Annotated in this window: 22 protein-coding genes; 6 read left to right on the top strand and 16 right to left on the bottom strand. The window is 70.0% G+C overall.

Annotated features, from left to right (window positions below; translation table 11 throughout):
- Nucleotides 1–8: 8 nt before the first annotated feature.
- From ACLJPX_RS04155 to ACLJPX_RS04115, 9 genes are all read right to left on the bottom strand, one after another.
- On the bottom strand, nt 9–701 hold the full coding sequence (locus ACLJPX_RS04155) for a DUF899 domain-containing protein (RefSeq protein WP_410598803.1): 693 nt from the start codon (nt 699–701) through the stop codon (nt 9–11).
- A complete protein-coding gene (locus tag ACLJPX_RS04150; RefSeq protein ID WP_410598802.1) occupies nt 698–1,030 on the bottom strand; it encodes an ArsR/SmtB family transcription factor in 333 nt (110 codons plus the stop codon). Before ACLJPX_RS04150 ends, ACLJPX_RS04155 begins: the two co-directional genes overlap by 4 nt.
- Complete coding sequence (locus ACLJPX_RS04145; protein WP_410598801.1) at nt 1,020–1,451, bottom strand: SRPBCC domain-containing protein; 432 nt, start codon at nt 1,449–1,451, stop codon at nt 1,020–1,022. The genes ACLJPX_RS04150 and ACLJPX_RS04145 overlap by 11 nt, the downstream gene beginning before the upstream one ends.
- 75 nt (nt 1,452–1,526) lie before the next feature.
- A complete protein-coding gene (locus ACLJPX_RS04140; protein ID WP_410598800.1) occupies nt 1,527–2,927 on the bottom strand; it encodes a pyridoxal phosphate-dependent decarboxylase family protein in 1,401 nt (466 codons plus the stop codon).
- Nucleotides 2,924–4,228 (bottom strand): MFS transporter, encoded by a 1,305-nt coding sequence (locus tag ACLJPX_RS04135; RefSeq protein ID WP_410598799.1) that lies wholly within the window; start codon nt 4,226–4,228, stop codon nt 2,924–2,926. The genes ACLJPX_RS04140 and ACLJPX_RS04135 overlap by 4 nt, the downstream gene beginning before the upstream one ends.
- Before the next feature lie 35 nt (nt 4,229–4,263).
- Nucleotides 4,264–5,223: a sphingomyelin phosphodiesterase gene (locus ACLJPX_RS04130; RefSeq protein WP_410598798.1), complete on the bottom strand. Its 960-nt coding sequence runs from the start codon at nt 5,221–5,223 to the stop codon at nt 4,264–4,266.
- Between the two features lie 17 nt (nt 5,224–5,240).
- Nucleotides 5,241–7,262, bottom strand: a complete 2,022-nt coding sequence (locus ACLJPX_RS04125) for a neutral/alkaline ceramidase (RefSeq protein ID WP_410598797.1) — start codon at nt 7,260–7,262, stop codon at nt 5,241–5,243.
- Nucleotides 7,263–7,444: 182 nt separating this feature from the next.
- Nucleotides 7,445–8,470, bottom strand: a complete 1,026-nt coding sequence (locus tag ACLJPX_RS04120; RefSeq protein WP_410598796.1) for an LLM class F420-dependent oxidoreductase — start codon at nt 8,468–8,470, stop codon at nt 7,445–7,447.
- A gap of 12 nt (nt 8,471–8,482) precedes the next feature.
- The gene (locus ACLJPX_RS04115; protein WP_410598795.1) at nt 8,483–9,403 is read right to left on the bottom strand and encodes an oxygenase MpaB family protein; all 921 of its coding nucleotides are present in this window, start codon (nt 9,401–9,403) and stop codon (nt 8,483–8,485) included.
- Nucleotides 9,404–9,505: 102 nt separating this feature from the next.
- Between ACLJPX_RS04115 and ACLJPX_RS04110 the strand changes: the two genes are divergently transcribed.
- A complete protein-coding gene (locus tag ACLJPX_RS04110; protein WP_410598794.1) occupies nt 9,506–10,099 on the top strand; it encodes a TetR/AcrR family transcriptional regulator in 594 nt (197 codons plus the stop codon).
- Here the strand turns inward: ACLJPX_RS04110 and dmpG are convergent.
- Both dmpG and ACLJPX_RS04100 read right to left on the bottom strand, forming a co-directional pair.
- Nucleotides 10,090–11,124, bottom strand: coding sequence for a 4-hydroxy-2-oxovalerate aldolase (dmpG, locus tag ACLJPX_RS04105; protein ID WP_410598793.1), 1,035 nt, complete (start codon nt 11,122–11,124; stop codon nt 10,090–10,092). The two genes, ACLJPX_RS04110 and dmpG, sit on opposite strands and share 10 nt — an antisense overlap.
- On the bottom strand, nt 11,121–12,023 hold the full coding sequence (locus ACLJPX_RS04100; RefSeq protein ID WP_410598792.1) for an acetaldehyde dehydrogenase (acetylating): 903 nt from the start codon (nt 12,021–12,023) through the stop codon (nt 11,121–11,123). The genes dmpG and ACLJPX_RS04100 overlap by 4 nt, the downstream gene beginning before the upstream one ends.
- A gap of 41 nt (nt 12,024–12,064) precedes the next feature.
- Here ACLJPX_RS04100 and ACLJPX_RS04095 point away from each other — a divergent pair, with 41 nt between their 5' ends.
- The 4 genes from ACLJPX_RS04095 (at nt 12,065) to ACLJPX_RS04080 (ending at nt 16,202) form a co-directional block, all read left to right on the top strand.
- On the top strand, nt 12,065–12,832 hold the full coding sequence (locus ACLJPX_RS04095; protein ID WP_101607561.1) for an IclR family transcriptional regulator: 768 nt from the start codon (nt 12,065–12,067) through the stop codon (nt 12,830–12,832).
- Nucleotides 12,833–12,922: 90 nt separating this feature from the next.
- Entirely contained in the window at nt 12,923–14,758 is a 1,836-nt protein-coding gene (locus ACLJPX_RS04090; RefSeq protein ID WP_410598791.1) for a glycosyl transferase, read from the top strand.
- A 24-nt stretch (nt 14,759–14,782) separates the two neighbouring features.
- Nucleotides 14,783–15,625: a DUF4397 domain-containing protein gene (locus ACLJPX_RS04085; RefSeq protein ID WP_410598790.1), complete on the top strand. Its 843-nt coding sequence runs from the start codon at nt 14,783–14,785 to the stop codon at nt 15,623–15,625.
- Nucleotides 15,615–16,202 carry a class F sortase gene (locus ACLJPX_RS04080; RefSeq protein ID WP_410598789.1) on the top strand — a complete coding sequence of 196 codons (588 nt, stop codon included), beginning with the start codon at nt 15,615–15,617 and terminating at the stop codon, nt 16,200–16,202. Before ACLJPX_RS04085 ends, ACLJPX_RS04080 begins: the two co-directional genes overlap by 11 nt.
- Here the strand turns inward: ACLJPX_RS04080 and ACLJPX_RS04075 are convergent.
- The 3 genes from ACLJPX_RS04075 to ACLJPX_RS04065 form a co-directional block, all read right to left on the bottom strand.
- Nucleotides 16,185–17,294, bottom strand: a complete 1,110-nt coding sequence (locus ACLJPX_RS04075; protein ID WP_410598788.1) for an LLM class flavin-dependent oxidoreductase — start codon at nt 17,292–17,294, stop codon at nt 16,185–16,187. The genes ACLJPX_RS04080 and ACLJPX_RS04075 overlap by 18 nt on opposite strands.
- A gap of 136 nt (nt 17,295–17,430) precedes the next feature.
- Nucleotides 17,431–18,141 (bottom strand): MBL fold metallo-hydrolase, encoded by a 711-nt coding sequence (locus ACLJPX_RS04070; protein WP_410598787.1) that lies wholly within the window; start codon nt 18,139–18,141, stop codon nt 17,431–17,433.
- A gap of 17 nt (nt 18,142–18,158) precedes the next feature.
- Nucleotides 18,159–18,683, bottom strand: a complete 525-nt coding sequence (locus tag ACLJPX_RS04065) for a DinB family protein (RefSeq protein WP_410598786.1) — start codon at nt 18,681–18,683, stop codon at nt 18,159–18,161.
- Between the two features lie 41 nt (nt 18,684–18,724).
- Here ACLJPX_RS04065 and ACLJPX_RS04060 point away from each other — a divergent pair, with 41 nt between their 5' ends.
- Nucleotides 18,725–19,576, top strand: coding sequence for a DMT family transporter (locus tag ACLJPX_RS04060; RefSeq protein WP_410598785.1), 852 nt, complete (start codon nt 18,725–18,727; stop codon nt 19,574–19,576).
- On the opposite strand, the gene ACLJPX_RS04055 is transcribed toward ACLJPX_RS04060, so the two are convergent.
- A complete protein-coding gene (locus ACLJPX_RS04055; RefSeq protein ID WP_410598784.1) occupies nt 19,557–20,594 on the bottom strand; it encodes a FecCD family ABC transporter permease in 1,038 nt (345 codons plus the stop codon). The genes ACLJPX_RS04060 and ACLJPX_RS04055 overlap by 20 nt on opposite strands.
- Nucleotides 20,595–20,617: 23 nt before the next feature.
- Complete coding sequence (locus ACLJPX_RS04050; protein WP_410598783.1) at nt 20,618–21,661, bottom strand: FecCD family ABC transporter permease; 1,044 nt, start codon at nt 21,659–21,661, stop codon at nt 20,618–20,620.
- Between the last annotated feature and the right edge of the window lie 97 nt (nt 21,662–21,758).

Genomic DNA, 21,758 nt, shown 5'->3' with positions numbered 1-21,758 from the left:
TCGCGACGTCACCCCGAGCAGCAGCCGCCCGCGGGCGCGGCCCCCTCGTAGGAGTCGTGCCAGTTCCACCACTCGTAAGGCGGACTCTGCGGATACCCCTCCGGCGAGTCCTCCCACTCCTCCTGCCGCCCCAGCGCGGTGATGTCGAGGTAGCTCCACGTACCTCCCATCACCTCGTCACCGCGATCGTTGACGAAGTACGTGCGGAACACCTGGTCACCTTCGCGGATGAAAGCGTTGGTGCCGTGCCATTCGTCGACACCGTGATCGACGTCGAAGTCGGCGGTGATCGTGTACCACGGCATCGTCCAGCCCATCCGCGCCTTCAGCCGCGAGATGTCCGGTTGCGTGCCCCGCGAGGCGAAGGCCAGCGTGGTGTCGCGAGCGTTCAGGTGTGCGACGTGCGCGACCTGATCGGCCACCAGTGAGCAGCCTTTGCAGGCGTGGTCGGGGAAACCCTCCACCCCGGGATCGAAGAAGGCCCGGTAGACGATCAGCTGCCGCCGTCCCTCGAACAGGTCGAGCAGCGTCACCTTGCCGGACGGGCCATCGAACTCGTACGGCTTTTCGACCGCGACCCACGGCATCCGCCGCCGCTCGGCGGCCAGGGCGTCGCGGGCGCGGGTCAGCTCCTTTTCCTTGACCAGCAGCCGAAGTCGCGCTTCTTCCCACTCGGCCGGGGTGACCGTCTTGCCCTTCATGAACCCTCCAGGTGCTCTTTCAGAGCCGCGAGCGGCCCGTCCCAATCGCGGGCGAGCGCGGCGAGGAACTGCTGGGCGACCCGCATCGGGGCCGAGCGTAGCCGGTATCGGACGCGGCGCCGCTCCCCTTGCTCCGGGGTCACCAGCCCGGCTTCGGTGAGCAGCGCGAGATGCTTGGCGATGGCCTGCCGCGTGATGGGCAGCCGATCGGCCAGATCCGTCGCCGTCGCGGCACCATCCGAGGCGAGGGTGGCGAGGATGCTCCGCCTGCTCGGGTCGGCCAGTGCGACGAAGACCTGCTCGGCGATCGCTTCGGTGTCAGGCGGCATCGAGGTATTCGATCAGTTCGCCCAACTCGGCCGCCCACCCCTTCGTGTTCCCGTCGAACGCGACGCTGTGGACGTCGTCCGGAAGCTGGGAGAACCCGGACTCGACGACGGTGAGCCGCGTGCCCGCAGCGACCGGTTCGAGGGTGAACTCGACATAGGTGCGACGAGGATCGTCGTCGGGCAGGCCGTAGATGTTCCAGGTGAAGCCGAAGATCTCCGGCTCTTCGACACGCTCCACGCGCATGTGCGCCTGGTGCCCCTCGTCCCATTTCATCTCGGCGTCACCACCGGGCCTCAGGTCGATGCTCGCCTGGTTCCCGAACCAGGTGCCCAGCCCTTCGGCCGTGGTCAGCGCGGCCCAGACCTTCGCGGGCGGATGGGCGATCTCGACGGTGCGTTCGATGCGGTCGGGGAATCCCATGACGGCCTCCTCAAATAGCAATCAGTTGGTTGCTATAACTTTGTATAGCAACCAACTGATTGCGTCAAGGCCGGATCAGGAAGCCGTGTACAGCGCCCCGAGGAACTCCAGCAGGAGCCGTTCCCGCAGCGGACCGGGTGCCGTGGCCAGCAAGGCGTTGATCTCCGCCATCCGGGTGGGCAGTCCCGCGTCGCCGCCGAGCCCCGCGGCCGCCAGCAGCCCGGCGAACTGCTCCGGCGTCAAGGTCGCGGGGTCCAGCGCGGCGACGAACTCCGCCACCTGCGGGTCGACGACGACCGGTCCGGACTCCTTGGCGGCCACGACCGAAGCGGCCAGGCTGTCCAGGAACTCGTTTTCGATGCCCCGGTTCGCCGCGGTCACGGTCAGGTGCAGGTTCGCGGGCGACGACTCGTGGGCGAACTGGGGCTGGACGTACCAGCCGCGCTCGCGCATCTCGTCCGCGACGGTGAACAGGTCGAACCCCGCACCGGGCTCCACGGTGAACGCGAGCAGGGTCGACACCGGATCGCCGAGGACACGCAATCCGTCCAGCGCCTCGATTCCGGCGCGGATCTCGACGGCCGCCGCACGCGCGGCCGAAGCCAGCTTCATGTAGCCCTCGTCGCCGACGTGGCGCACGACCGCCCACGCCGCGGCGAGCGGACCACCCGAACGGGTGCTTTGCAGCGTGGTGTTCAGCATCGTGTAGCCAGGCCAGTCCGCGCTGGCGAAGTACTGCGGCCGGCGCAGCCCCGCGTCGGCGTGCAGGAGAACCGACACGCCTTTCGGGCAGTAGGCGTACTTGTGCAGGTCCACCGACACACTGGTGACACCGGGAACGTCGAAGCCGAACGGACCGGCCTCCAGGTACGGCAGCACCCAGCCGCCGATGCAGGCGTCGACGTGGAACCGGACACCGTCCAGCAACGCGGCGATCTCCGGGATCGGGTCGAGAACACCGTGGGCGTACGACGGCGCGCTCGCCACGACGAGCACCGTGGTGTCGTCGACCGCCGCGGCCATCGCTTCGGGCACGGCGCGGAAGGTCACCGGATCGACCGGCACCGCGACCGCGCGGACCCCGAAGAAGTGCGCCGCCTTGTGGAACGCGGCGTGCGCGGTCGTGGGCAGCACGATGCTCGGCGACGTCACGTCCGGACGCGCGTCGCGGGCGGCCAGGACGGCGAGCATGCACGACTCCGTGCCGCCCGAGGTCACCGAACCGACCGTCTCCGCCGTTCCGCCGAGCAGGCGCGCGGCGGTACCGACGAGGTCGTTCTCCATCCTCAGCAGGCTGGGGAAGGCTGTCGGATCGAGGCCGTTGGCCGACGACGCCAGCGCGTGCGCCGCCGCGCCGAGTTCGTCCACTTCGGACAGGCCGCTGTCGTAGACATAGGCGAGTGTCCGGCCACCGTGTGTCGGCAGGTCCCCCGCGCGCAGTTCCCGTAGCTCCCGGAGGATGTCCTCGGCGGTCACGACCGGCGCTCCAGCACCGATTTGCGCAGCAGCGGGATGCCGAGCGCGATCAGCACCGCGGGCAGGATCGACGCGCCGAGCAGGATCGCCGTGAGCGCGCTGTCCGGCTGCGCGGCGTCCGCGCCGAGGCTGGACTGATATCCGCCGAACTGCAGTACCAGGCCCCAGATCCCCGGGCCGAGCGCGAGCCCCAGCGTCTCCGACGCCGTCCAGACCCCGGCCGCGACCCCGGCCCTGGTCTCGCCGGTCCGCTCCTCCTCGTCGCTGATCAGGTCCGGCAGGATCGCCAGCGGGAACACCGAGATCCCCGCGTACCCGACACCGCAGAAGGCGACGAAAACCATCGTGACGGGGAACGGGAAGACCTTCGCGCCGAGCAGGCCGAGGAGACCGATGGCGAACGCGGTGGTGGCGAGCCGGAACCCGGCCAGTTTCCCCACGGACGCGCCGAGTTTGGGCCACAGCGGCATGGTCAGCAGTGCCGGGCCGACGAAACCGACGAACAGGACGGTCGAGTAGCCGGAGCTGCCGAGGATCCGCTCGGCGAAGAACGGGATCGCGGCCAGCACGGTGCCGATGCCGAGCGCCTGGATGAAGTAGACGCTCAGCAGCCAGCGGAACGGCCGCCACTGCGCGAGCGTCCGGAACAGTTCACGCGGGCTGACGGTGTTCGGCCGCAGCGCGCCGACCGGCGCGTCCTTCAGCCCGAAGTACACGCCGAGCGTCGCGAGCAGGATGATCACGGCGATGAACAAACCCATCACCCGGTAGCCCGCGATCCCGCCGACGAGTTCGGTGATCGCCGGGGCCCCGCCGCCGCAGATCAGGATGGCGACCGCGAGGAACCCGATCCGGATGCTGGTCAGTTTCGTCCGCTCGTCCGCCGAGTCCGTCAGCTCGGCGGGCAGCGCGTTGAACGGCACCTGGAAGAACGCGTACGCGGTGGCGCACAACAGGAACACGACGACGACGTAGATCGCGTCGGGCACCGGTCCGCCGAAGCCCGGATGCGCGAAGAGGGCCGCGAAGAGGATCGAGACGCCGATGCCGCCGAAGAGCAGGAACCGGCGGCGACTGCCGGTGCGGACCATGTCCGCGTCCGACAGCCTGCCCGCGATCGGGTTGAAGAGCACGTCCCATGCCTTGGGAACGAACACGATCAGGCCGGCCACACCCGCCGCGACGCCCATCGTGTCGGTGAGGTACTTCAGGAGGAGCAAGCCGGGAACCGTCCCGAACGGGCCGGTGACGAACGAGCCGAGCGAGTAGCGATACCTCGTCCGTGCTGGCAGGGCTGCCAATGATCCTCCTCGAGGCGATTCTCCCGATGAAGGCCTCAGTATTGGATCTTGGCCACCACCGGGTAGTGGTCGGAGGGAATCGTGCCACCGTCGTAATGCACGAGCTGTACCGGGCCGACAGCGGCGAGTGGGCGGCCGCCCGCCTGCACGGCTCCGACGTAGTCGAGCGAGTCCCGGTGAGTCGCGGGAACGGACTTCGCGGCGTTCGGGTTCGTCGCGGCGTCGAAGGTGTACGCGCCTGCGCCTGCCGTGCGGAGGACGCCGCCGAGGAAGGCTTCGCCCTGCTGGACCTGGGTCCGGCCTTGCGCGTCCTTGCGCCCCTGTCCCGCCCAGTACTCGATGTTCAGGTCACCGGCGATCACGACCGGCTCGCCGACAGGCGCGTATTTCGTGACCAGGTCCCTGATCTCGCCCAGTTGGGCCATCCGGATGTCGTGCGCCTTCGGCAGCGTCTCCGGTCCCTCGTCGGCCTGCATGTGGGTGCCCGCGATCCAGAGCGGCTTCCCGTTCACGACCAGCCGTGCGAGCGCGGCACCCTTGTTGGACAGGTAGTCCGCCGTGCCCGAGTAGGAATTGCGGAAGACGAGCTGGTGCTGTTCGGTCACCGGCGCCTTGCTCAGCACGGTGACCCCGCCGTTGACCACGATGGGTGAATTCGAGCAGTTGCCGTTGACCGTGGTCCAGCCCGGCGAAGTCTTGCAGTACTGGCCGACGAGCGGGGTCTGGTGCGGCCAGACGTCCTTCAGCCGGTTCCGCATCTCCTCCGCCTGCGCGCTGAACGCCTCGTCCAGGACGACGACGTCGGCGTCGTTCGCACGGATGACGGCCTCGGCCGCGCGGGCCCTCGCCTGCTTGTCCGAGGTGTTCGGGCTGGCGATCCACGGCAGCTGCCAGATGTTGAACGCCATGACCTTCACCGAGACCGCGGCTTGGGCGGGGACGGCGGTTCCGGCGAACATGGCGGCGGCGATGGCGAGCACGGCGAGCTTCCGCACGAATGACCCTTCCGATGTCAGGAGACGACGAATGTCCGGGAAGTCCCGCTGAACGCGGAGATCGCCCCGTTCCAGCCGTTCTTCCAGTTGCCGAAGTGGACCACGCGGTATTTGCCGATCGGGGCGTTCGCGGGGATCTTCCAGTGGACGACGGCTTTCGATTCGGCGACGAAAGTCCTCGCCCAGTGGTACTTGGTGTCCCAGTCGCCGTCGTCGGCGTGCCGGGTCCACTTGCCGTCCACCAGCCGCTGGATCTCCAGGAACGTGCCGCCGCGCCGGAGGTCGTTCTTCGGGTGGCCGGTGACGAACTCGACGGCGACCTGCTCGCCGCGCGCGTAGGTGCTCTTCGCGTCGGTAAGGACGTCGCCGAAGGACTTGAACACGGGCGCGCTGTCGAAGACGACGCCTGGCTGGAAGTTGATCAGCTTGCCGCGCAGGTCGCGCGGCGTCGGCCCGTGCGGCACGGTCCGGCCCGCCTTCATCGCGGCCGCGAGTTTGGCGAATTCCTGCTGGTACGCGGGAAGCGTGTACCGGCCGTAGAGGGTCGACGCGCCTTCGTACTGCTGCGAGTCGTATTCCTCGGGCGTGGTGACGTACTGGCTGTAGGCGTTGGAGTAGCCCTGGACGAGCACGTTCTCCAGGGGAACGCCGAGTTCCGCGGCGACGGTCCGGCGCAGGCGCAGCCCGGACACGATCGTCAGTTCGGCGGGCACGGCCACGAGGTGCAGCTGTCCGATCCGGACGATCTGCAGCGGCAGGACCTCCGGCGTCCACGGGTACGGCTTCATCGCGCCGAACGGGACGGCGACCACCTTCGGCGCCTGCGCGTCGGCGAGTGCCTGCGGGATCGGCGCGTCGATGCCGCCGAGCCAGTCGATGAACGGGTTCTTCACGCCTTCCGGCAGCGGCAGGCCGGGTCCGTCCTCGCGGCTTCCCGCCAGCATCGACACCCCGATCGCGGCCGTGCAGGTGTGCTGCGGCCGCCCGTTCGGCGTGTACTTCGCATCGACCGCGACGTCGGACATGTCGACGTAGCACATCCGGTGATCGACACCGCCCGTCACGGCTTCGGCGGCCGCGTCGAAGGCGTTCTTCGCCGCGCGGAACTGGAGGTCGCCGATGGTGCGGGTGTTCTCGAACTCCGTCTCCGGCGTCCCCGGCGAGAGATTCAGGTTCGGGCTCATGTCGCCGGTGTTGGTCTGCGGGAACGCGGCGACGAACCGCGGAGTCCCGTCGAGGTAGCGCACGCCGGCGTGGTCGTGCTCCCACTCGTAGGCGGCGTACCCCTTGTTGTCGCCGCTGATCAGGTGGTTGCCGTTGCTCATCGACGTGCCGTGCGTGGCGAACCAGCTGATCGCGCCGACGTCGGCGCCGTTCTGGCTGAACCGCAGCACCGTGACGGCCGGGTCGATCGCCTGCGGGAAATGGTCCTTGTCCGCCTGCGGGTTCAGGTCGAAGGCCTTGCGGGAGCGGTTGACGCTCGCCTTGGTCAGTTCCGCGCGGCCGAGCCGGATCGACCCGGGCGCGAGGTTCGCGTGCGCCCGGCTGATCGCCTCGAAGATCCCGTCGACGACGGCGTCGTAGACCTCTTGCTGGAACCCGAGGATCGCCAGATCGTAGGCGGCGTAGTGGGAATCGCCGCCGCACGCGGAGTGGGTGTGCGTCGCGTTGAGGAGCACGTTCTGCTCGGTGTAGAGCTCGCCGTAGGCGGCTTTGAGGTTACGCATCACGCCCTGGTGGACGGACTGGAACAGGGCGCCGAGGTCGGCCGTGACGAACGCGATCCGCTTGGCGCCGTCGTCGACCACGAAGGCCCGGGCCCGGGTGCGGAGGTGGATGCCGGCGGTCTGCTGTTGCGGCATCGAGTAGCCCATCATGCCGTTCTCGGCCGCCGGGCCGGTGACGTCGGAGATGCCGACGCCGACGCGGAAACCCTGCTGCCGCGGCGTTTCCGCCCGCGCGCTCTGGGCGCCGAGCACGCCCGCCGCGACAGGCAAGGCCGCCGCACCCGCAAGAACCCGCCTCCGGCTCACCGCCATGAGATGCACCTCCCGGCCACGAACATGAACCGACTTCATGTTCGTGGCGGGGACGCTACGTGATGGGCCTCACGGTCGCAACCCACGAACGGCCGGGGGCTGAAGGGGACTTTCCCCGCATGCGACGCGGCGAAGGGCGCTTTCCCTGCATGCGATGCGGGGAAAGCGTCCTTCAGCTCCAGCTACGAGAGGGTCTCCGCGACCTTCGCGAGCGTCGCCGCGTCGCCCCTCAGCAGCAAAGTGGTCACCACGGTCTCCTCCCAAGCGGCCAGTTCGTCACGGATCTTCTCCGCGGGCCCGATCAGCGAGGTGTCCTCGACCAGCGACGTCGGGATCGCGGCGATCGCTTCGTCCTTGCGCCCGGCCAGGTACAGCTCCTGGACCTTGTCCGCGACGTCCTCGTACCCCATCCGGGCGAAGACGTCGTGGTGGAAGTTGACCGATTTCGCCCCCATGCCACCGATGTAGAGCGCCAGCGACGGCTTGATCCAGCTCGCGGCCTCCTCGACGTCGTCATGGACGAGCACTGGGACGGACGCCGCGACCTCGAAGTCGTCGAAACCGTGCCTGGCTTCCGGGCGCGAGAAGCCCTCCCGCAGCGCCGTCCGGTAGAAGGCGTCGCTCTTGGGCGAGAAGAACAGCGGGAGCCAGCCGTCGCAGATTTCCGCCGACAGCGCCACGTTCTTCGGCCCCTCCGCGGCGAGGAAGATCGGGACCTCCTTGCGGAACGGGTGCACTGTGGACTTCAGCGCCTTGCCGAGCCCGGTTCCGCCCTGTAGCGGCAACTGGAAATGCTGCCCGTCGTGGGTCACCGGCGCCTCACGCGCGACGACCTTCCGCACGATGTCGACGTACTCGCGGGTGCGGGCCAGCGGCTTCGGATAGGGCTGCCCGTACCAGCCTTCGACCACCTGCGGCCCGGACGCGCCGAGCCCGAGCACGAACCGGCCGCCGGACAGATGGTCCAGGGTCAGCGCGTGCATGGCCGTCGCGGTCGGGGTGCGCGCCGACATCTGGACGATGTTGGTGCCGAGCTTGATCCGGCTGGTCGACGCGCCCCACCAGGCGAGCGGGGTGAAGGCGTCCGAACCGTAGCCCTCGGCGGTCCACACGGAATCGAAGCCGAGTTCTTCGGCCTTCAGCACCGCGTCCAGCGCGCCCTCGGGCGGACCGGAGGACCAGTAACCGAGGTGGTAACCCAGCTTCATCGAGGCTCCTAATCAGACGTTCGGCGAGTAGTGCTCGGGTTTGCCCCGCTCCGAAAGCGGCGGAAGGTTCCTCGCGGGAGTCTCGACCAACGGCGCGTCCGTGGCCAGTTCGCCACGCTCCCGGCGCCAGCCCGCCCTGGCGCGAGGGTGGTAGCGACGATCCCGCGGGACCAGCCTGAACGCCGCGTTGATCAGTTTCCCGGTCCGCCGGTGCCGTCGTTCGTCGCGTTCGGTCCAGGTGTACCCGAGCCGTTCGCGGATCGGCGGGTCGTACAACCCGACGGTCAGCCAGACGAAGTTGCGCGCGACCTGCCCGCGCACGAGCTTCCACGCGAAATCCGGCAGCCACGGCAGGAAATGCGGTTTCGGGAGGTCTTTGATGTCGAGGACGTCGCGCGTGGCCTTGTTGTCCTCCAGGACGTCCTCGCACATGCGCTTCCAGTACAGCTGGAAGTCCTCCCACGACTCCGGCACCGGCCGCATGCTCATGCCGTACATCTCGTACCACTGCACGTGCTCGTCGAACAGCTTCCGCTTCTCGGCCTCGCCGATACCGCCGACGAAGTTGTCGGCGATGAGGATCGCGCTCATGAAGAACGTCGAATGCGCCCAGTAGAAGGTGTCCGGGTTGAGCGCGTGGTAGCGGCGCCCGTGTTTGTCGACGCCTTTGATCCGATCGTGGTAACCGCGCACTTCCAGCGCGGTCTGCCGGGCGCGCGGGCCGTCGTAGATCACTCCCCCGATCGGGTACAGCGAGCGGAACAGCCGTTGCCAGCGCTCCTCGAAGAACCGCGAATGCTCCTCCACGCCCGCGCCCAGCTCGGGGTGCATGTTCTGCATGGATCCGGCCCAGAGCGCGATGAGCAGCCCACGCCAGTCGCCGAAGTACTTCCAGGTCAGCGAATCCGGTCCCAGCGGCCGCGGCTGTGTCATCCCCGGTCTCCTCAATGAGCTGGTTAAATTGACCACAACTGTTGTCAGGTTAAAGTTGACAACGGCCGTAGTCAACATCGCAAGCAGGACGAGGAGCCGATCATGGCCGGCCGCAGCTGGGCAGGCACGACCCTGGACGACCGCAAGGCCGCGCGACGGGAACAGCTCGTCGACGCGGGCCTCGACCTGCTCGGCACCCAGGGCAGCGCCGGGGTGAGCGTCCGCGCGGTGTGCCGTCACGCCAAGCTGACGGAGCGGTACTTCTACGAGAGCTTCACCGACCGCGAGGAACTGGTCGTCGCGGTCTACGAGCACATCGCCGGGCAGGCGCGACAGGCCCTCGTCGACGCCGTCAGCGACACGGCCGAACCCGCGGAACGGGCGAAGGCCGCCGTCCGCGCGTTCGTCGGATTGATGCTCGACGACCCGCGCAAGGGCCGCGTGCTCCTCCTCGCGCCGATCACCGATCCCGCGCTGACCACGCGCGGGGTCGCGCTCCTCCCCTCGTTCGCGGAACTGGTCAGCGGGCAGTTGTCCCACGGCGACGCGGCCGAACGGCAGATGATCTCGATCGGGCTGGTCGGCGCGCTGAGCAACGTGTTCATCGCCTATCTCGACGGCTCGCTCAAGGTGAGCCGCGAGCGCCTGATCGACCATTGCGTCCGCCTCGTGCTCGGCGCCGACGCTCAGCCCTGATCCCGCTCGGCGGCCAGTTGCAGGGCGATGTCGATGATCATGTCCTCCTGCCCGCCCACGTACTTCGCGGCACCGACGCGGTAAAGGATTTCGTGCGCCGGGACGTCGTACCGCTCTGCGGCGCGCTCCGCGTGCAGCAGGAAACTCGAGTACACCCCCGCGAAACCCTGCACGATCGACGACCGGTCCATCACCGGCAGCCGCGTGATGTAGGGCTTCACGACGTTCTCGGCCGCGTCCATCAGCACGTCCTTGTCGACGCCGGTGCGGATCCCGAGCCGTTCGAACGTCGCCGCGAGGACCTCGGTCGGCGAGTTCCCCGCGCCCGCGCCGAGCGCCACGAGCGAACCGTCGATCTGCCGGGCGCCCGCGCGATAGGCGAGCACCGAGTTCGCGACGCCGAAGCTCAGGTTCTGGTGCCCGTGGTAGCCGACCTGCGCCTGGTCCCCGAATTCCGCCACCAGCGCGGCGACCCGGTCGCCCGCGTCCTCCAGGATCAGCGCGCCCGCGGAGTCGACGACATACACGCACTGACAACCGGCGTCGACCATGATCCGGCCCTGTTTCGCCAGGTCCTCGGGCGTGGACATATGGGACAACATCAGGAAACCGACCGTCTCCAGCCCGAGGTCCCGCGCCGCGCCGAAGTGCTGGACGGAGACGTCGGCCTCGGTGCAGTGGGTCGCGATCCGGACCGCGCCCGCGCCGAGGTCGGCCGCCGCCCGCAGGTCCCCGACCGTGCCGAGTCCCGGCAGGAGCAGCACCGCGATCTTCGCGTGACGTGCCTCGTCGACCGCGGCGGCGATCAGTTTCCGTTCGTCGACCAGGGAAAAGCCGTAGTTGAACGTCGAGCCGCCGAGCCCGTCGCCGTGGCTGACCTCGATCAGCGAGATCCCGGCGTCGTCCAGTGCCCGGACGGTGTCGCGCACGTTCTTCTCGGTGAACTGGTGCGCCATCGCGTGGCTGCCGTCGCGCAGGCTCGTGTCGACCAGCCGGACCGCGCGATCGATCTCGTCCCACTTCACGCCGCCACCCCCTGAGTGGCCAGCAGGTCGCCGACGCGGGCGGCCGCGGCGGTCATGATGTCGAGGTTCCCCGCGTACTTCGGCAGGAAGTCCCCGTTTCCGGCGACCTCCAGGAACACCGCGACCCGGGCCTGCCCGCTCCAGCCCTGCCGGGGCGGGTCGTACTGCGGATCCGCCTTGAGCGTGTAGCCCGGCACGTATCCCTGGACGGTCTCGACCATCCGGTGGATGGATTCGGTCACCGCGTCGAAGTCCGCGTCGGGGTCGATCGCGCAGAACACCGTGTCGCGCATGATCATCGGCGGTTCGACGGGATTGATGATGATGATCGCCTTGCCCCGGCTCGCTCCCCCGACGAGCTCGATCCCGCGCGCGGTCGTCGCGGTGAACTCGTCGATGTTCGCCCGCGTGCCGGGCCCGGCCGAGCGGGACGAGACGGACGCGACGATCTCGGCGTAGGGCACCGGCGTCACCCGGGACACCGCTTGCACGATCGGGATGGTGGCCTGGCCGCCGCAGGTGATGAGGTTGACGTTCGGCACGTCCAGCCGTTCGGGCAGGCCCACGGCGGGGCAGGTGAACGGGCCGACCGCGGCCGGGGTCAGGTCGATCGCGCGGATCCCGGCGGTGGCGTAGCGCGGCGCGTTCGCCAGATGCGCCTTCGCCGAGGTCGCTTCGAACACCAGGTCCGGCAGTTCGTCGCGGGACAGCAGCCAGTCGACGCCCCCGGCGGAGGTCTCCAGTCCCAGCTCGGCGGCCTTGGCCAGCCCGTCCGAGTCCGGATCCACGCCGACCATGTACCGCACCTCGACGTGGTCGCTGCGCCTCAGCTTCGCGAGCAGGTCGGTTCCGATGTTCCCGGGACCGACGATCGCGGCCACCGCTTTCCGTTGCGCCATGTCAGGTGACGCTTCCCGAGCGGATAGGGCACACTCAACCCATGCGTGCCGCTGGGCGGAACGACGACCCGGAACGAACCGGAGCGGACGGCCTCGTCGCCGCCCGTGTCACCGCGCTGCTCTCGGCCTTCCGTCCCGGCGACGACGCCCTCGGCGTTTCCGAGCTGGCGCGGCGGACCGGACTGGCGAAGTCCACCGTCCACCGGCTCACCGGTCACCTGGTCGCGACCGGGCTGCTCGAACGCGAGGACTCGGCACTGCGGCTCGGGCTGAAGCTGTTCGAGATAGGCCAACTGGCGGTACGGCGCCGTGGACTGGTCGAGGCGGCACGCCCGTACCTCGCCGATCTTCGCGAGGCGACCCGGAACACCGTGCATCTCGCGGTCCTGGAAGGCACCGAGGTCGTCTATCTCGACATCCTGCGCGGACCGGACGCACCGTCGCTGCCGTCCAGGATCGGTGGCCGTTTTCCCGCGCACGCCACCGGCGTCGGGAAAGCGATCCTCGCGTTCTCTCCGGAATCCGTTGTGGCACAAGTGATCGATGCCGGATTGCCCCGCGTCAGCGTCCGGACGATCACCGCCGCCGGCCTTCTGCGCCGTCAGCTCGCCAAGGTGCGCGGCGACGGGATCGCGTTCGAACGGGAGGAGTCCGGCGTCGGCGTCGTCTGCGCCGCGAGCCCGTTGCTCGACACGAAAGGCGTTGCGGTGGCGGCGTTGTCGATCTCCGGCTGGGCGAATCGCATGCACACCAACCGCGTCGCGCCCGCCGTGCGCACGGCCGCGTTGGCACTGTCCCGTACTTTGTAAGAAATTCTCCACGACCGCAAGGTTTTCGCGCCCGGATGGAGCAGTCGCGAACCCTTACCGGAGCGGGATTCCGGGACTACGCTTTCGCGGGTGGCCCAGCACCGGGGGGACGCGCCACCGGGCCGAGCCCCCGCCAGTATCGACGGCCGTCGCCGGGTGGAGACGGCCGCCAGGCGCCTGCTGTCCATCGACGTCGTCCTCACCCTTCTCGTGGTCACCGGCGGCGTGCGCGTCCTCGATCTGGCGTCGACGGCGCCCGCTCCCGCCACCGAACCGGCGACCGTCGCCCACGTGTTCGCCCTGAGCCACCTCACTCCCTTCACCGGCAGTGGTGGCACCGGGACGTCACCGTTCGGCTGGGCGCAGCTCGCCGGGTACGCGCTGGTGTCGCGAGCGTTCGAGCGGAACCTCGTCCCGGTCACGGCGGTCCGCGAGACGATGGTCGTCGCGGCCGTGCTGTGCGCGGTCCTGCTGTGGATCCTCGCGCGGCGGCTGGGCCTGCCGTTCTGGGCGGCGACCACGGCCGTCGTGCTGATGGCGGTGTCGCCGCTCGCGATCGGGCTGCAGCGGGTGGCGATCGTCGAGCATCTCGCCGTCACCTGGGTACTGGCCGCCCTCGTCCTCGCCGCGACACCCCGCGAGCGAGCACGGCCATGGCATGACGTCCTGGCCGCGTTGTGCCTGCTCGCGGCCGTGCTCACGGCACCGCTGGCCTTGCTGGCGCTGCCCGCGGCGGGCTGGCTGCTCGTCCGGCGGCGGGAGGACTCGCGGGTCGCGTTCACCGCCGTGGTGTTCACGCTCGGTCTCGGCATCGCGTTCGGCCCGGCGGGCCCGGCGCTGCGCCCGGGACTGCCCGAACCGGGGCCACCGGGGATCGCCGCCTGGGTCGCGCTGGATCCGGTGTTCGTCGTGCTGTCGATGGTCGCGATCGTCGCCGGGATGGTCCTGCCCCGCACCCGTCCGCTCGCCGTGTCGGCGCTGCTGATCGCCGCTGTCCTCGCCTTGCCCGCGATCCCCGTCGAACTCCCTCTCGCACTCCTCATCCCGCTGACGCCGCTGCTCATCGCCGAGGTCGCGGCCACGGTCGCGGTGGGCAGGCGGCCAGCCGGGCACCGCCTGGTCCCGATGCGACATCCCGTGTCCGCTCTCGTGCTGGCCGCGGTGCTGACCCTCGTTTCGATCGCCGGCTGGGTGCACGGTTTCAGCAGGCTGAGCTCGGCGCCGTCCGGCGGGGTCGCGCTCACGCAGGCGCGGGAATGGTTGCGGGACAACGCTTCCGGCGCCGTCGTCCTGGTCGACGACGCGAGCTGGACCGAACTCGCCGCGCACGGCTGGCCGACCGGTTCCCTGATCACGATCGGCTCCTGCGCGGCGACCTGCGCGACCCCGGAGTGGGCCGTGCTGACCGCCTCCGGACAACGCGACGGACCGCGTTTCCCGGCCGCGTCGGCGTTTCTCGCCGGTACCGCCAAGGTCGCCGTCTTCGGCTCGGGACCGGACGCGGTGACAGTCTCCCGCGTCGGCGAATCCGCGGATCCGCTCGGCGAGAACGAGGAGTCCGGAGCACGCACCCGCGCCGGTGCGGCCTTGGCGTCGTCGAAACAGGTTCAGTGCGAGGGGCGCACTCGCGACGCGCTGAGCGCGGGCCAGGTCGACCCCCGGCTCATCGCCACCGTGGCCGCCCTCGCCACGTTCCAGCCCGTCCGCCTGGTCGACTTCCCTTCCGCCACCGGCGAAGTCGCCGCAGGTCAGCCGCTGCGCCGTCTGGTCGTCTCCGGTAACGACGAAGCCGCCATCGCCGACTTCTACACAGGCCAGCGCGCCACCTTCGAACCCGCGTCCGTCACCCGGGTGCCGGGCGGGGTGCTCGTGACGTACCCGCTGTTCCCGCCGCCCGGGCTGCTCACGCCGTTCTCCGCGCCCTGATCCCGGCAACGAAAGGTCCCCGCCATGCGTCCCCTCACGGCTTTGCTGAGACCCGCCGGCGTGCTCGCCGCAGCCCTGCTGCTGCTCGGCGGTGTGCCGCTCACGGCGAACGCCGCCCCCGGTCCGGGTGTCGGCTGGATCCGCGTCGGGCACCTCTCCCCCAAGGTCCCGCCGGTCGACGTCTACTTCGCCGCTTTCGGGAAGCCGGAGAAGGTCGTCGTCCGCAAGGCGGGCTACGGCGCGGTGACGCCGTACTCCTCGGTGGCTCCCGGCGCGTACACCGTTTCGATGCGGCCAGCCGACGCGGCCGCGTCCTCTCCGCCCGCGCTGAGCGCGACGATCGAGATCAAGGAAGCGAGCGCGTACTCCCTGCTGGTGTTCGCGAACGGACCCGGTGGTGGCCTGCAAGGCGATCTGGTCCAGGACGACCTGACCGCGCCCGCGGCGGGCAGCGGGCGGGTGCGCGTCGTCCAGGGTTCGGCCGCGCTGACCCCGGTGAGCATCGCCGGGCCGGACGGGAAGTCCGTGGCGAGCGACGCCGCGTACGGCGTCACGACGCCGTACATCGACCTCCCTGAAGGACGCTGGCCGCTGAAGCTGACCTCCAACAGCGCGACGTCGGAGTCCACAGTGGACGTCAAGGCCGGGTCGACCACCAGCTTGCTGGTGACGGAGAACGGAACCGGGCTGAAGACCGAGCCGATCGCGGACGGCGCCACCCTGCCGGACCCGCCGAAGCTCGGCGTCGAGACCGGTGGCGGCGGGACGTCCTCGGATTCCTTGCCATGGTGGACTTTCGCGGCGCTTCCGGCGCTGGCCGCGCTGGCGTTCCTGGCGATCCGGCGGCGCCCGGCGCATGATCGCTGACCGTGTCGTATTCGTCCTCTTAGGACTCGCCGCGCTCACCGCCTGCGCGCCCGCCACGGCCCCTCCGCCCCTGGCTGCGACGGCCGCGCCCGCGGTGTCCGGCCCGCTTCCGCTGCCCGCGCGGGCCGAGGTGTCGCCGGTCCGGCTGACCATCCCGGCGATCGGGTTCGACCAGACCGGGCTGATCCCGCTCGCGCTCGGCGCCGCGGGCGAACTCCAAGCGCCCGAACGGTTCTCCGACGTCGGCTGGTACGAGGACGGCCCGGTGCCGGGCGACCCCGGCCCCGCCGTCCTCGCCGCGCACGTCGACTCGCGCTCGGGACCGGCGCCCTTCTTCCGGCTGCGCGAACTGCGCTCCGGCGACGAGGTACGGGTCTCCCGGTCCGACGGCGGGGACGTCGTGTTCCGGGTCGACTCGGTCCAGCGCTACCCGAAGAACGAGTTCCCGACGCAGGCCGTCTACGGGCCCGCGCCGGGGAGCGCACTCCGGTTGATCACCTGTGGTGGAAGCTTCGACGCGGCGAAACGGTCCTATCGGGACAACGTCGTCGTGTACGCCTCACAGCGCTGGGACTAGTCCCCTGCGCACCAACTCGGGCCGGACGCCCTCGCCGAACCAGTACGCCTCCTCCAGGTGCGGGTATCCGGAGAGGACGAACTCCTCGATGCCGTGGGCGTGGTACTCCTCGATGAGATCGGCGACCTCACGGTGACTGCCGACCAGAGCAGTGCCCGCGCCGCCGCGCACCAGGCCGATCCCGGCCCACAGGTTCGGGTAAATCTCCAGCCCTCGGACGCCGCCTTCGATGTTTCCCTTGTTCAGCGCCGCCATCCGCTGCTGACCGACGGACTCACTGGCGGACAGCTGTTTCTGGGTGTGGGCGATCCGCTCGGGGTCGATCGCGTCCAGCAGTTTGCCCGCTTCGGCCCACGCTTCCGCCGAGGTGTCACGGGAAAGCGTGTGCAGCCGGATGCCGAAGCGGAGCTTCCGGCCCTGTTCCTCGGCGAGTTCACGGACCTTCGCGATCTTCTCGGCGACCTGCTCGGGCGGCTCGCCCCAGGTCAGGTAGACGTCGGCATGCTTGGCCGCGATCGGCAGCGCCGCCGCGGACGATCCCCCGAAGTAGATCGGCGGCACCGGATCCGGGGCCGCGCGCGAGGTCGCGCCCTCGACTTTCAGGTGCTCGCCGTCGAAGTCGAACGGCTTGCCGCTCCACACCCCTCGCACGATCTCGAGGAACTCGCCGGTGCGGGCGTAGCGCTGGTCGTGGTCGTGCCAATCGCCGAAGCGGCGCTGCTCGACCGCGTCGCCGCCGGTGACGACGTTGAGCAGCACGCGGCCCTGCGAGATCCGCTGGAACGTCCCGGCCATCTGCGCGGCGAGCGTCGGCGAGACCGTCCCCGGCCGGAACGCGACCAGGAACTTGAGGGTTCTCGTCTCGCGGATCAGCGCCGCGGTCGTCAGCCAGGCGTCCTCGCACCAGGTCCCGGTCGGGGTCAGGACCCCTTCGAAACCGTTGGCTTCGGCGGCGCGGGCGACCTGGGCGAGGTACTCGAGACTCGGCTCGCGGGCCGCGGTCGCGCCCGCGTCGCGGTTGGCGTGGAAGTGCTCCACGATCGTCCGGCCGTCCCCGGTGGTGGGCAGGAACCAATGCAGCTTGAGCGTCACGGTTCCGAGCTTCGGCTTCGGGGGCGGGCCGGGTCAATCGGCGGGCCTCGCGTCCCGCGATCTGGACGCCTGCCGCCTCGCCTCGTGAGTGGTAAGGATGGTTAGAACCGTCCTTACCACTCACGAGGCACCGGGCTCAGCCGCCGAACATCAGCCGCCATTCGGCAGGCGACTTCGGCTGGAACACGAAGTTCGTGTCCTTCACCCGTGAAAGGTTCGCCGACGGTTCGGCCGAGTACTGGTGTCCCGGGTAGACGACCGGATCCCCGTCCAGTCCGGCGAGCCACTGCAGGCTCCGGTAGATCGCGTCCGCGTCACCGCCGGGGAAGTCGGTCCGGCCACAGCCCTCGAGGAACAGCGTGTCGCCGGAGACGAGCCGACCGTCGACCAGGAAGCACTGGCTGCCGGGCGTGTGTCCCGGTGTGTGCAGCAGGCGGATCGGCACCGCGCCGACCTCGAGGATCTCGTCGTGCTCGTGCGAGCGCAGATCGGCTCCGGAGACGCCGGTGGTGCGGCGGACCCACTCGGCTTCCGCGCCGTTGACGTGGATCGGCACCTGGACCCGCTCCAGCAGCTCGGCGATCCCGGGCAGTGAGAAGCCCATCATCTCGCCGCCGACGTGGTCGGGGTGGTGATGCGTGGCGAGGACGCCGGTGAGCCGCATGCCGTCGGATTCCAGCAGGTCGAGCAGATCGCCCACGGCGTACGCCGGGTCGACGACGACGGCCTCGTTCGTCTCCCTGTCACCGATCAGGTAGGCGAAGTTGACCATCTGCGTCGCGACCGGATCCCCCACCGCGAAGTCACGGCCCGCGAGCAACTGCCGGAAGTACAGCCTGTCAGCCATGCGCACACCTTACGGCGCTATTCGCCGACCGTGCCGTCGGCCAGCTCCCGCAAGACGTCCAGGTGCCCGACGTGCCGTGCGGTCTCCTGCAGGACGTGCGCGAGCACCCATCGGACGGTGAACTTCCCCGACCGGCGCGCCCGCTCGTCCGGCGAGACCCCGGCCAGCGACGACTCCGAAACCGCCCACTCGGCCCGGTAGGCCTCGACGACCGAGCGCGGGTCGTCCGCGTCGGTCAGGTCCCAGCTCGGATCCGGTGAGCCTTCCCACAGCGACGGCAGGTCTGCGCCGCCCGCCTCGATCGAAAGCCACCAGCGCTCCACCGCGGTCAGGTGTTTGAGCACGCCCAGCGCGCTCGTCCGCGGGGACGCGGGCAACGGCGTGGCGGCCGCCTGTTCCCTGGTCAGCCCCGCGACCTTGTTCACGGCGGTGGCGCGGAGGAAGCGCAGGAAGTCCCACTGGATCCCGGCCTCGTCTTCGGCGATGGCGTCCGGCCAGGACCGGTCCACCGGCCCGGCGACACTCGAACCCGTGTTCGACATCCGACCACCTTACACATCGGACAGGACTAGGCTGACTCTCCATGTGGTGGGGACTTGTCTGCGCGTTCTTCGCGGCCTGTGCGTACGGCGTCGCTTCGGTGATGCAGGCGATAGCCGCGAAAGCGACGTCGGGCGACGAAGATCGTGTCGATCCCAAGCTCCTCGTCCGCGTGCTGCGGCAATGGAAGTTCGTCGCGGGCCTCGCGCTGGACGTCGTCGGTTTCGTCGCGCAGCTCGCCGCCCTGCGCGTGCTGCCGCTGTTCGTGGTCCAGGCCGCCCTGGCGGGAAGTCTCGCCGTGACGGCGGTCGCGGCGCGGACGCTCGGTGTCCGATTGGGACGTCGCGAGTGGACGGCGGTCGCGGTCGTCTGCGCCGGGCTCGCGCTGCTCGGGATGTCGGCGGAGAGCGAAGGCTCGGCGGCGACCGGGCTGGGTTTCCGGCTCGTGCTGGTCGGCGCGGTGGTCGTGCTCGGCACCGCCGGGATGCTCGCCGGCCGCGCGCCGCGGCGGATCCGGACACCGGCGCTGGGCCTGATCGCCGGGCTGTGCTTCGGCGTGGTCGCCCTTTCCGGCCGCGTGCTCACCAGCCTCGGCCCGCTCGACCTGCTGACCGACCCGGCCACCTACACGCTCGCCGTGGCGGGCGCGCTGGCGATGTTGTTCTACGCCACCGCGCTGCAGCGCGGCAGTGTCACCACCTCGACCGCGATGATGGTGATCGGCGAGACCGTCTTCCCTTCCCTGGTCGGGGTGATCGTGCTGGGCGACACCACGAGGCCCGGCTTCGCGGCCGTGGCGGTGGTCGGGTTCGCCCTCGCGGTTTCGGCGGCGCTGGCGCTCGCCCGCTTCGGCGAACCCGCGCCGATCGAGCCGGTCAGCGCGCAGACCGGCTGACCCCGCGCCGGGACACCAGCAGCCAGGCCAGGTACAGCCCGCCGATCGCCCCGGTCACGAGACCGACGGGCAGCCCGGCGAACAACTGCTGGGTGATCAGGTCGCTCGTCACCAGCAGAAGCATGCCCATCAGCGCGGCCGCGGCGAGCCCTGGTCCGGACGAGCGCGTGAGCCGTTTCGCCAGCTGAGGCGCGGCGAGGGCCAGGAACGCGATCGGACCGGCGGCCGCCGTCGCGATCGAACACAACCCGACGCTGACACCGAGAAGCACCAGCCTGCTCCGTTCGACCGGCACGCCGAGCCCCTTGGCCGAGTCGTCGCCCATCTCCAGCAGGGAAAGCCTTCTGCCGTAGACGAAGGCGGGCGGGAGCAGGACGGCGATCGCGATCGCCACCGGGACGACGTGCTCCCAGCCGCGTCCGTTCAGCCCGCCGACCAGCCAGGCCTGCGCCGCCAGGCCGTCCTGCTGGGCGGCCCTGGTGATCAGGTAGGAGTTGAACGCGATGAGCATCACGTTCACGCCGATCCCGACGAGGATCAGCCGGAACGCGTGCACGCCGCGTTTGAACGCGAGCAGCGCGATCAGTGCGGCTGTCACCACTCCGCCGACCAGCGCGCCGAACGAAACCTGGAGCATCCCGCCGTGCACCACGATGATCGTCAGCAGCGCGCCGGCGGCGGCGCCTTCGGTGAAGCCGATGAAATCGGGGCTGCCCAAGGGATTCCCGGAAAGACTCTGCAGGATCGCGCCACTGACCGCGAGCGCGCCGCCGACCAGCAACGCGGTCAGCAGCCGCGGCAGCCGCAGGGTGGTCACGATGAACTCGGTGCTCCGGTCGCCGAAACCGAACAGCGTCTGGATGACCTCGCCGACGGACAGCGGGTAGTCGCCGGTGGTCATGCTGACCGCGCCGACGAAGAACACGGCGACGGCCAGCACGACGACGACGATCGCCGCCCTCGGGGTGACCCGCAGGGAAAGTCCGCCGCCCGGGGTGCGCAGGACGCGGGTGCTCATCGGTGGGTGCTCCTTGATCGCGGTCACAGCCGGGCCAGCTTCCTGCGTCGGCAGAGCGCGATGAACACCGGCGCCCCGAGGAACGCGACCACGATGCCCGCCTGCAGTTCCTCCGGCGGGTTCAGCACGCGGCCGACGACGTCGGCGCCGATCAGCGCGATCGGCGCGAGCAGCATCGAGTACGGCAGGACCCAGCGCTGATCCGGGCCGACCAGCAGGCGCGCGGCGTGCGGCACGGCGAGACCGAGGAACAGGACCGGACCGATGGCCGCGGTGCCCGCGCCGCAGAGCAGCATCACCACGATCGCGCCGAGCACCCGGGTGCGGCCGACGTGGGCGCCGAGGGCCTTGCCGGTCTGGTCTCCGAGCGCGAGGACGTTGAGCGGCCGGGCGAGCAGCAGCGCGATGATCGCGCCGATCACCACGAACGGCGAGATCTGCCAGAACACGTCCCATTTCCGGCCGCTGAGCGAGCCGACGTTCCAGAACCGGAACTGGTTGAACGTCTCGGGCATCAGCAGCAGGACACCGACGATGTAGGCCTGGAGCACCGCCATCACGGCCGAACCGGCGAGCACGAGGCGATCCGGGGTGGCGCTGCGCCCGGCCGAGCCGAGGACGTACACCAGGACCGAGGCGAGCGCCGCGCCCGCGAAGGCGAACCAGATGTAGCCGAGCACGCTGGTGACACCGACGAAGGCGATCCCCGAGACGACCGCGGCCGCGGCGCCGGTGTTGACCCCGAGCAGGCCGGGGTCGGCGAGCGGGTTCCGGGTGAGCGCCTGCATCACCGCGCCCGCCAGGCCGAACGCCGCGCCGACGACGACCCCCAGCAGGGTCCGCGGGATGCGGAGGTCGTGGATGATCACCGCGTCGGTCGAGCCGTCGTTGTGCCACAGCACCGACCAGGTGGAGGTGAACGGGATGCTCTTCGACCCCACCCAGATGCTGAGCAGGAACACGAGCGCCAGCAGGGCGAGCCCGAGCACCAGACCGCCCGCGCGGAACGTCCGCGCCGCCGTGCTCTGCGGGGACGTCGCCGAGGGCGCGCGTTCGGTGACGACCACGGATCCTCCTTCGAACGAGGCGAGCTGACCGAACGCCGGAGTTCACCTCAACGAGCTACCTACTTAGACTAGCCTTACCTACCCCTGGGCCAGTTGG

The sequence above is a fragment of the Amycolatopsis sp. lyj-90 genome (assembly GCF_046549035.1).
In the GTDB taxonomy this organism is placed as follows: Bacteria; Actinomycetota; Actinomycetes; order Mycobacteriales; family Pseudonocardiaceae; genus Amycolatopsis.
This window is presented reverse-complemented; position numbering and strand designations above follow the sequence as displayed.

Excerpts from the sequence above, each read along its gene's own strand:
- ACLJPX_RS04100 (WP_410598792.1), bottom strand. The coding sequence starts at position 12,023 with ATGGCGCAACGGAAAGCGGTGGCCGCGATCGTCGGTCCCGGGAACATC.
- ACLJPX_RS04055 (WP_410598784.1), bottom strand. The coding sequence starts at position 20,594 with ATGAGCACCCGCGTCCTGCGCACCCCGGGCGGCGGACTTTCCCTGCGG.
- ACLJPX_RS04085 (WP_410598790.1), top strand. The coding sequence starts at position 14,783 with ATGCGTCCCCTCACGGCTTTGCTGAGACCCGCCGGCGTGCTCGCCGCA.
- ACLJPX_RS04060 (WP_410598785.1), top strand. The coding sequence starts at position 18,725 with ATGTGGTGGGGACTTGTCTGCGCGTTCTTCGCGGCCTGTGCGTACGGC.
- ACLJPX_RS04125 (WP_410598797.1), bottom strand. The coding sequence starts at position 7,262 with ATGGCGGTGAGCCGGAGGCGGGTTCTTGCGGGTGCGGCGGCCTTGCCT.
- ACLJPX_RS04155 (WP_410598803.1), bottom strand. The coding sequence starts at position 701 with ATGAAGGGCAAGACGGTCACCCCGGCCGAGTGGGAAGAAGCGCGACTT.
- ACLJPX_RS04115 (WP_410598795.1), bottom strand. The coding sequence starts at position 9,403 with ATGACACAGCCGCGGCCGCTGGGACCGGATTCGCTGACCTGGAAGTAC.
- ACLJPX_RS04070 (WP_410598787.1), bottom strand. The coding sequence starts at position 18,141 with ATGGCTGACAGGCTGTACTTCCGGCAGTTGCTCGCGGGCCGTGACTTC.
- ACLJPX_RS04110 (WP_410598794.1), top strand. The coding sequence starts at position 9,506 with ATGGCCGGCCGCAGCTGGGCAGGCACGACCCTGGACGACCGCAAGGCC.
- ACLJPX_RS04120 (WP_410598796.1), bottom strand. The coding sequence starts at position 8,470 with ATGAAGCTGGGTTACCACCTCGGTTACTGGTCCTCCGGTCCGCCCGAG.
- ACLJPX_RS04095 (WP_101607561.1), top strand. The coding sequence starts at position 12,065 with ATGCGTGCCGCTGGGCGGAACGACGACCCGGAACGAACCGGAGCGGAC.
- ACLJPX_RS04145 (WP_410598801.1), bottom strand. The coding sequence starts at position 1,451 with ATGGGATTCCCCGACCGCATCGAACGCACCGTCGAGATCGCCCATCCG.
- ACLJPX_RS04150 (WP_410598802.1), bottom strand. The coding sequence starts at position 1,030 with ATGCCGCCTGACACCGAAGCGATCGCCGAGCAGGTCTTCGTCGCACTG.
- ACLJPX_RS04080 (WP_410598789.1), top strand. The coding sequence starts at position 15,615 with ATGATCGCTGACCGTGTCGTATTCGTCCTCTTAGGACTCGCCGCGCTC.
- ACLJPX_RS04065 (WP_410598786.1), bottom strand. The coding sequence starts at position 18,683 with ATGTCGAACACGGGTTCGAGTGTCGCCGGGCCGGTGGACCGGTCCTGG.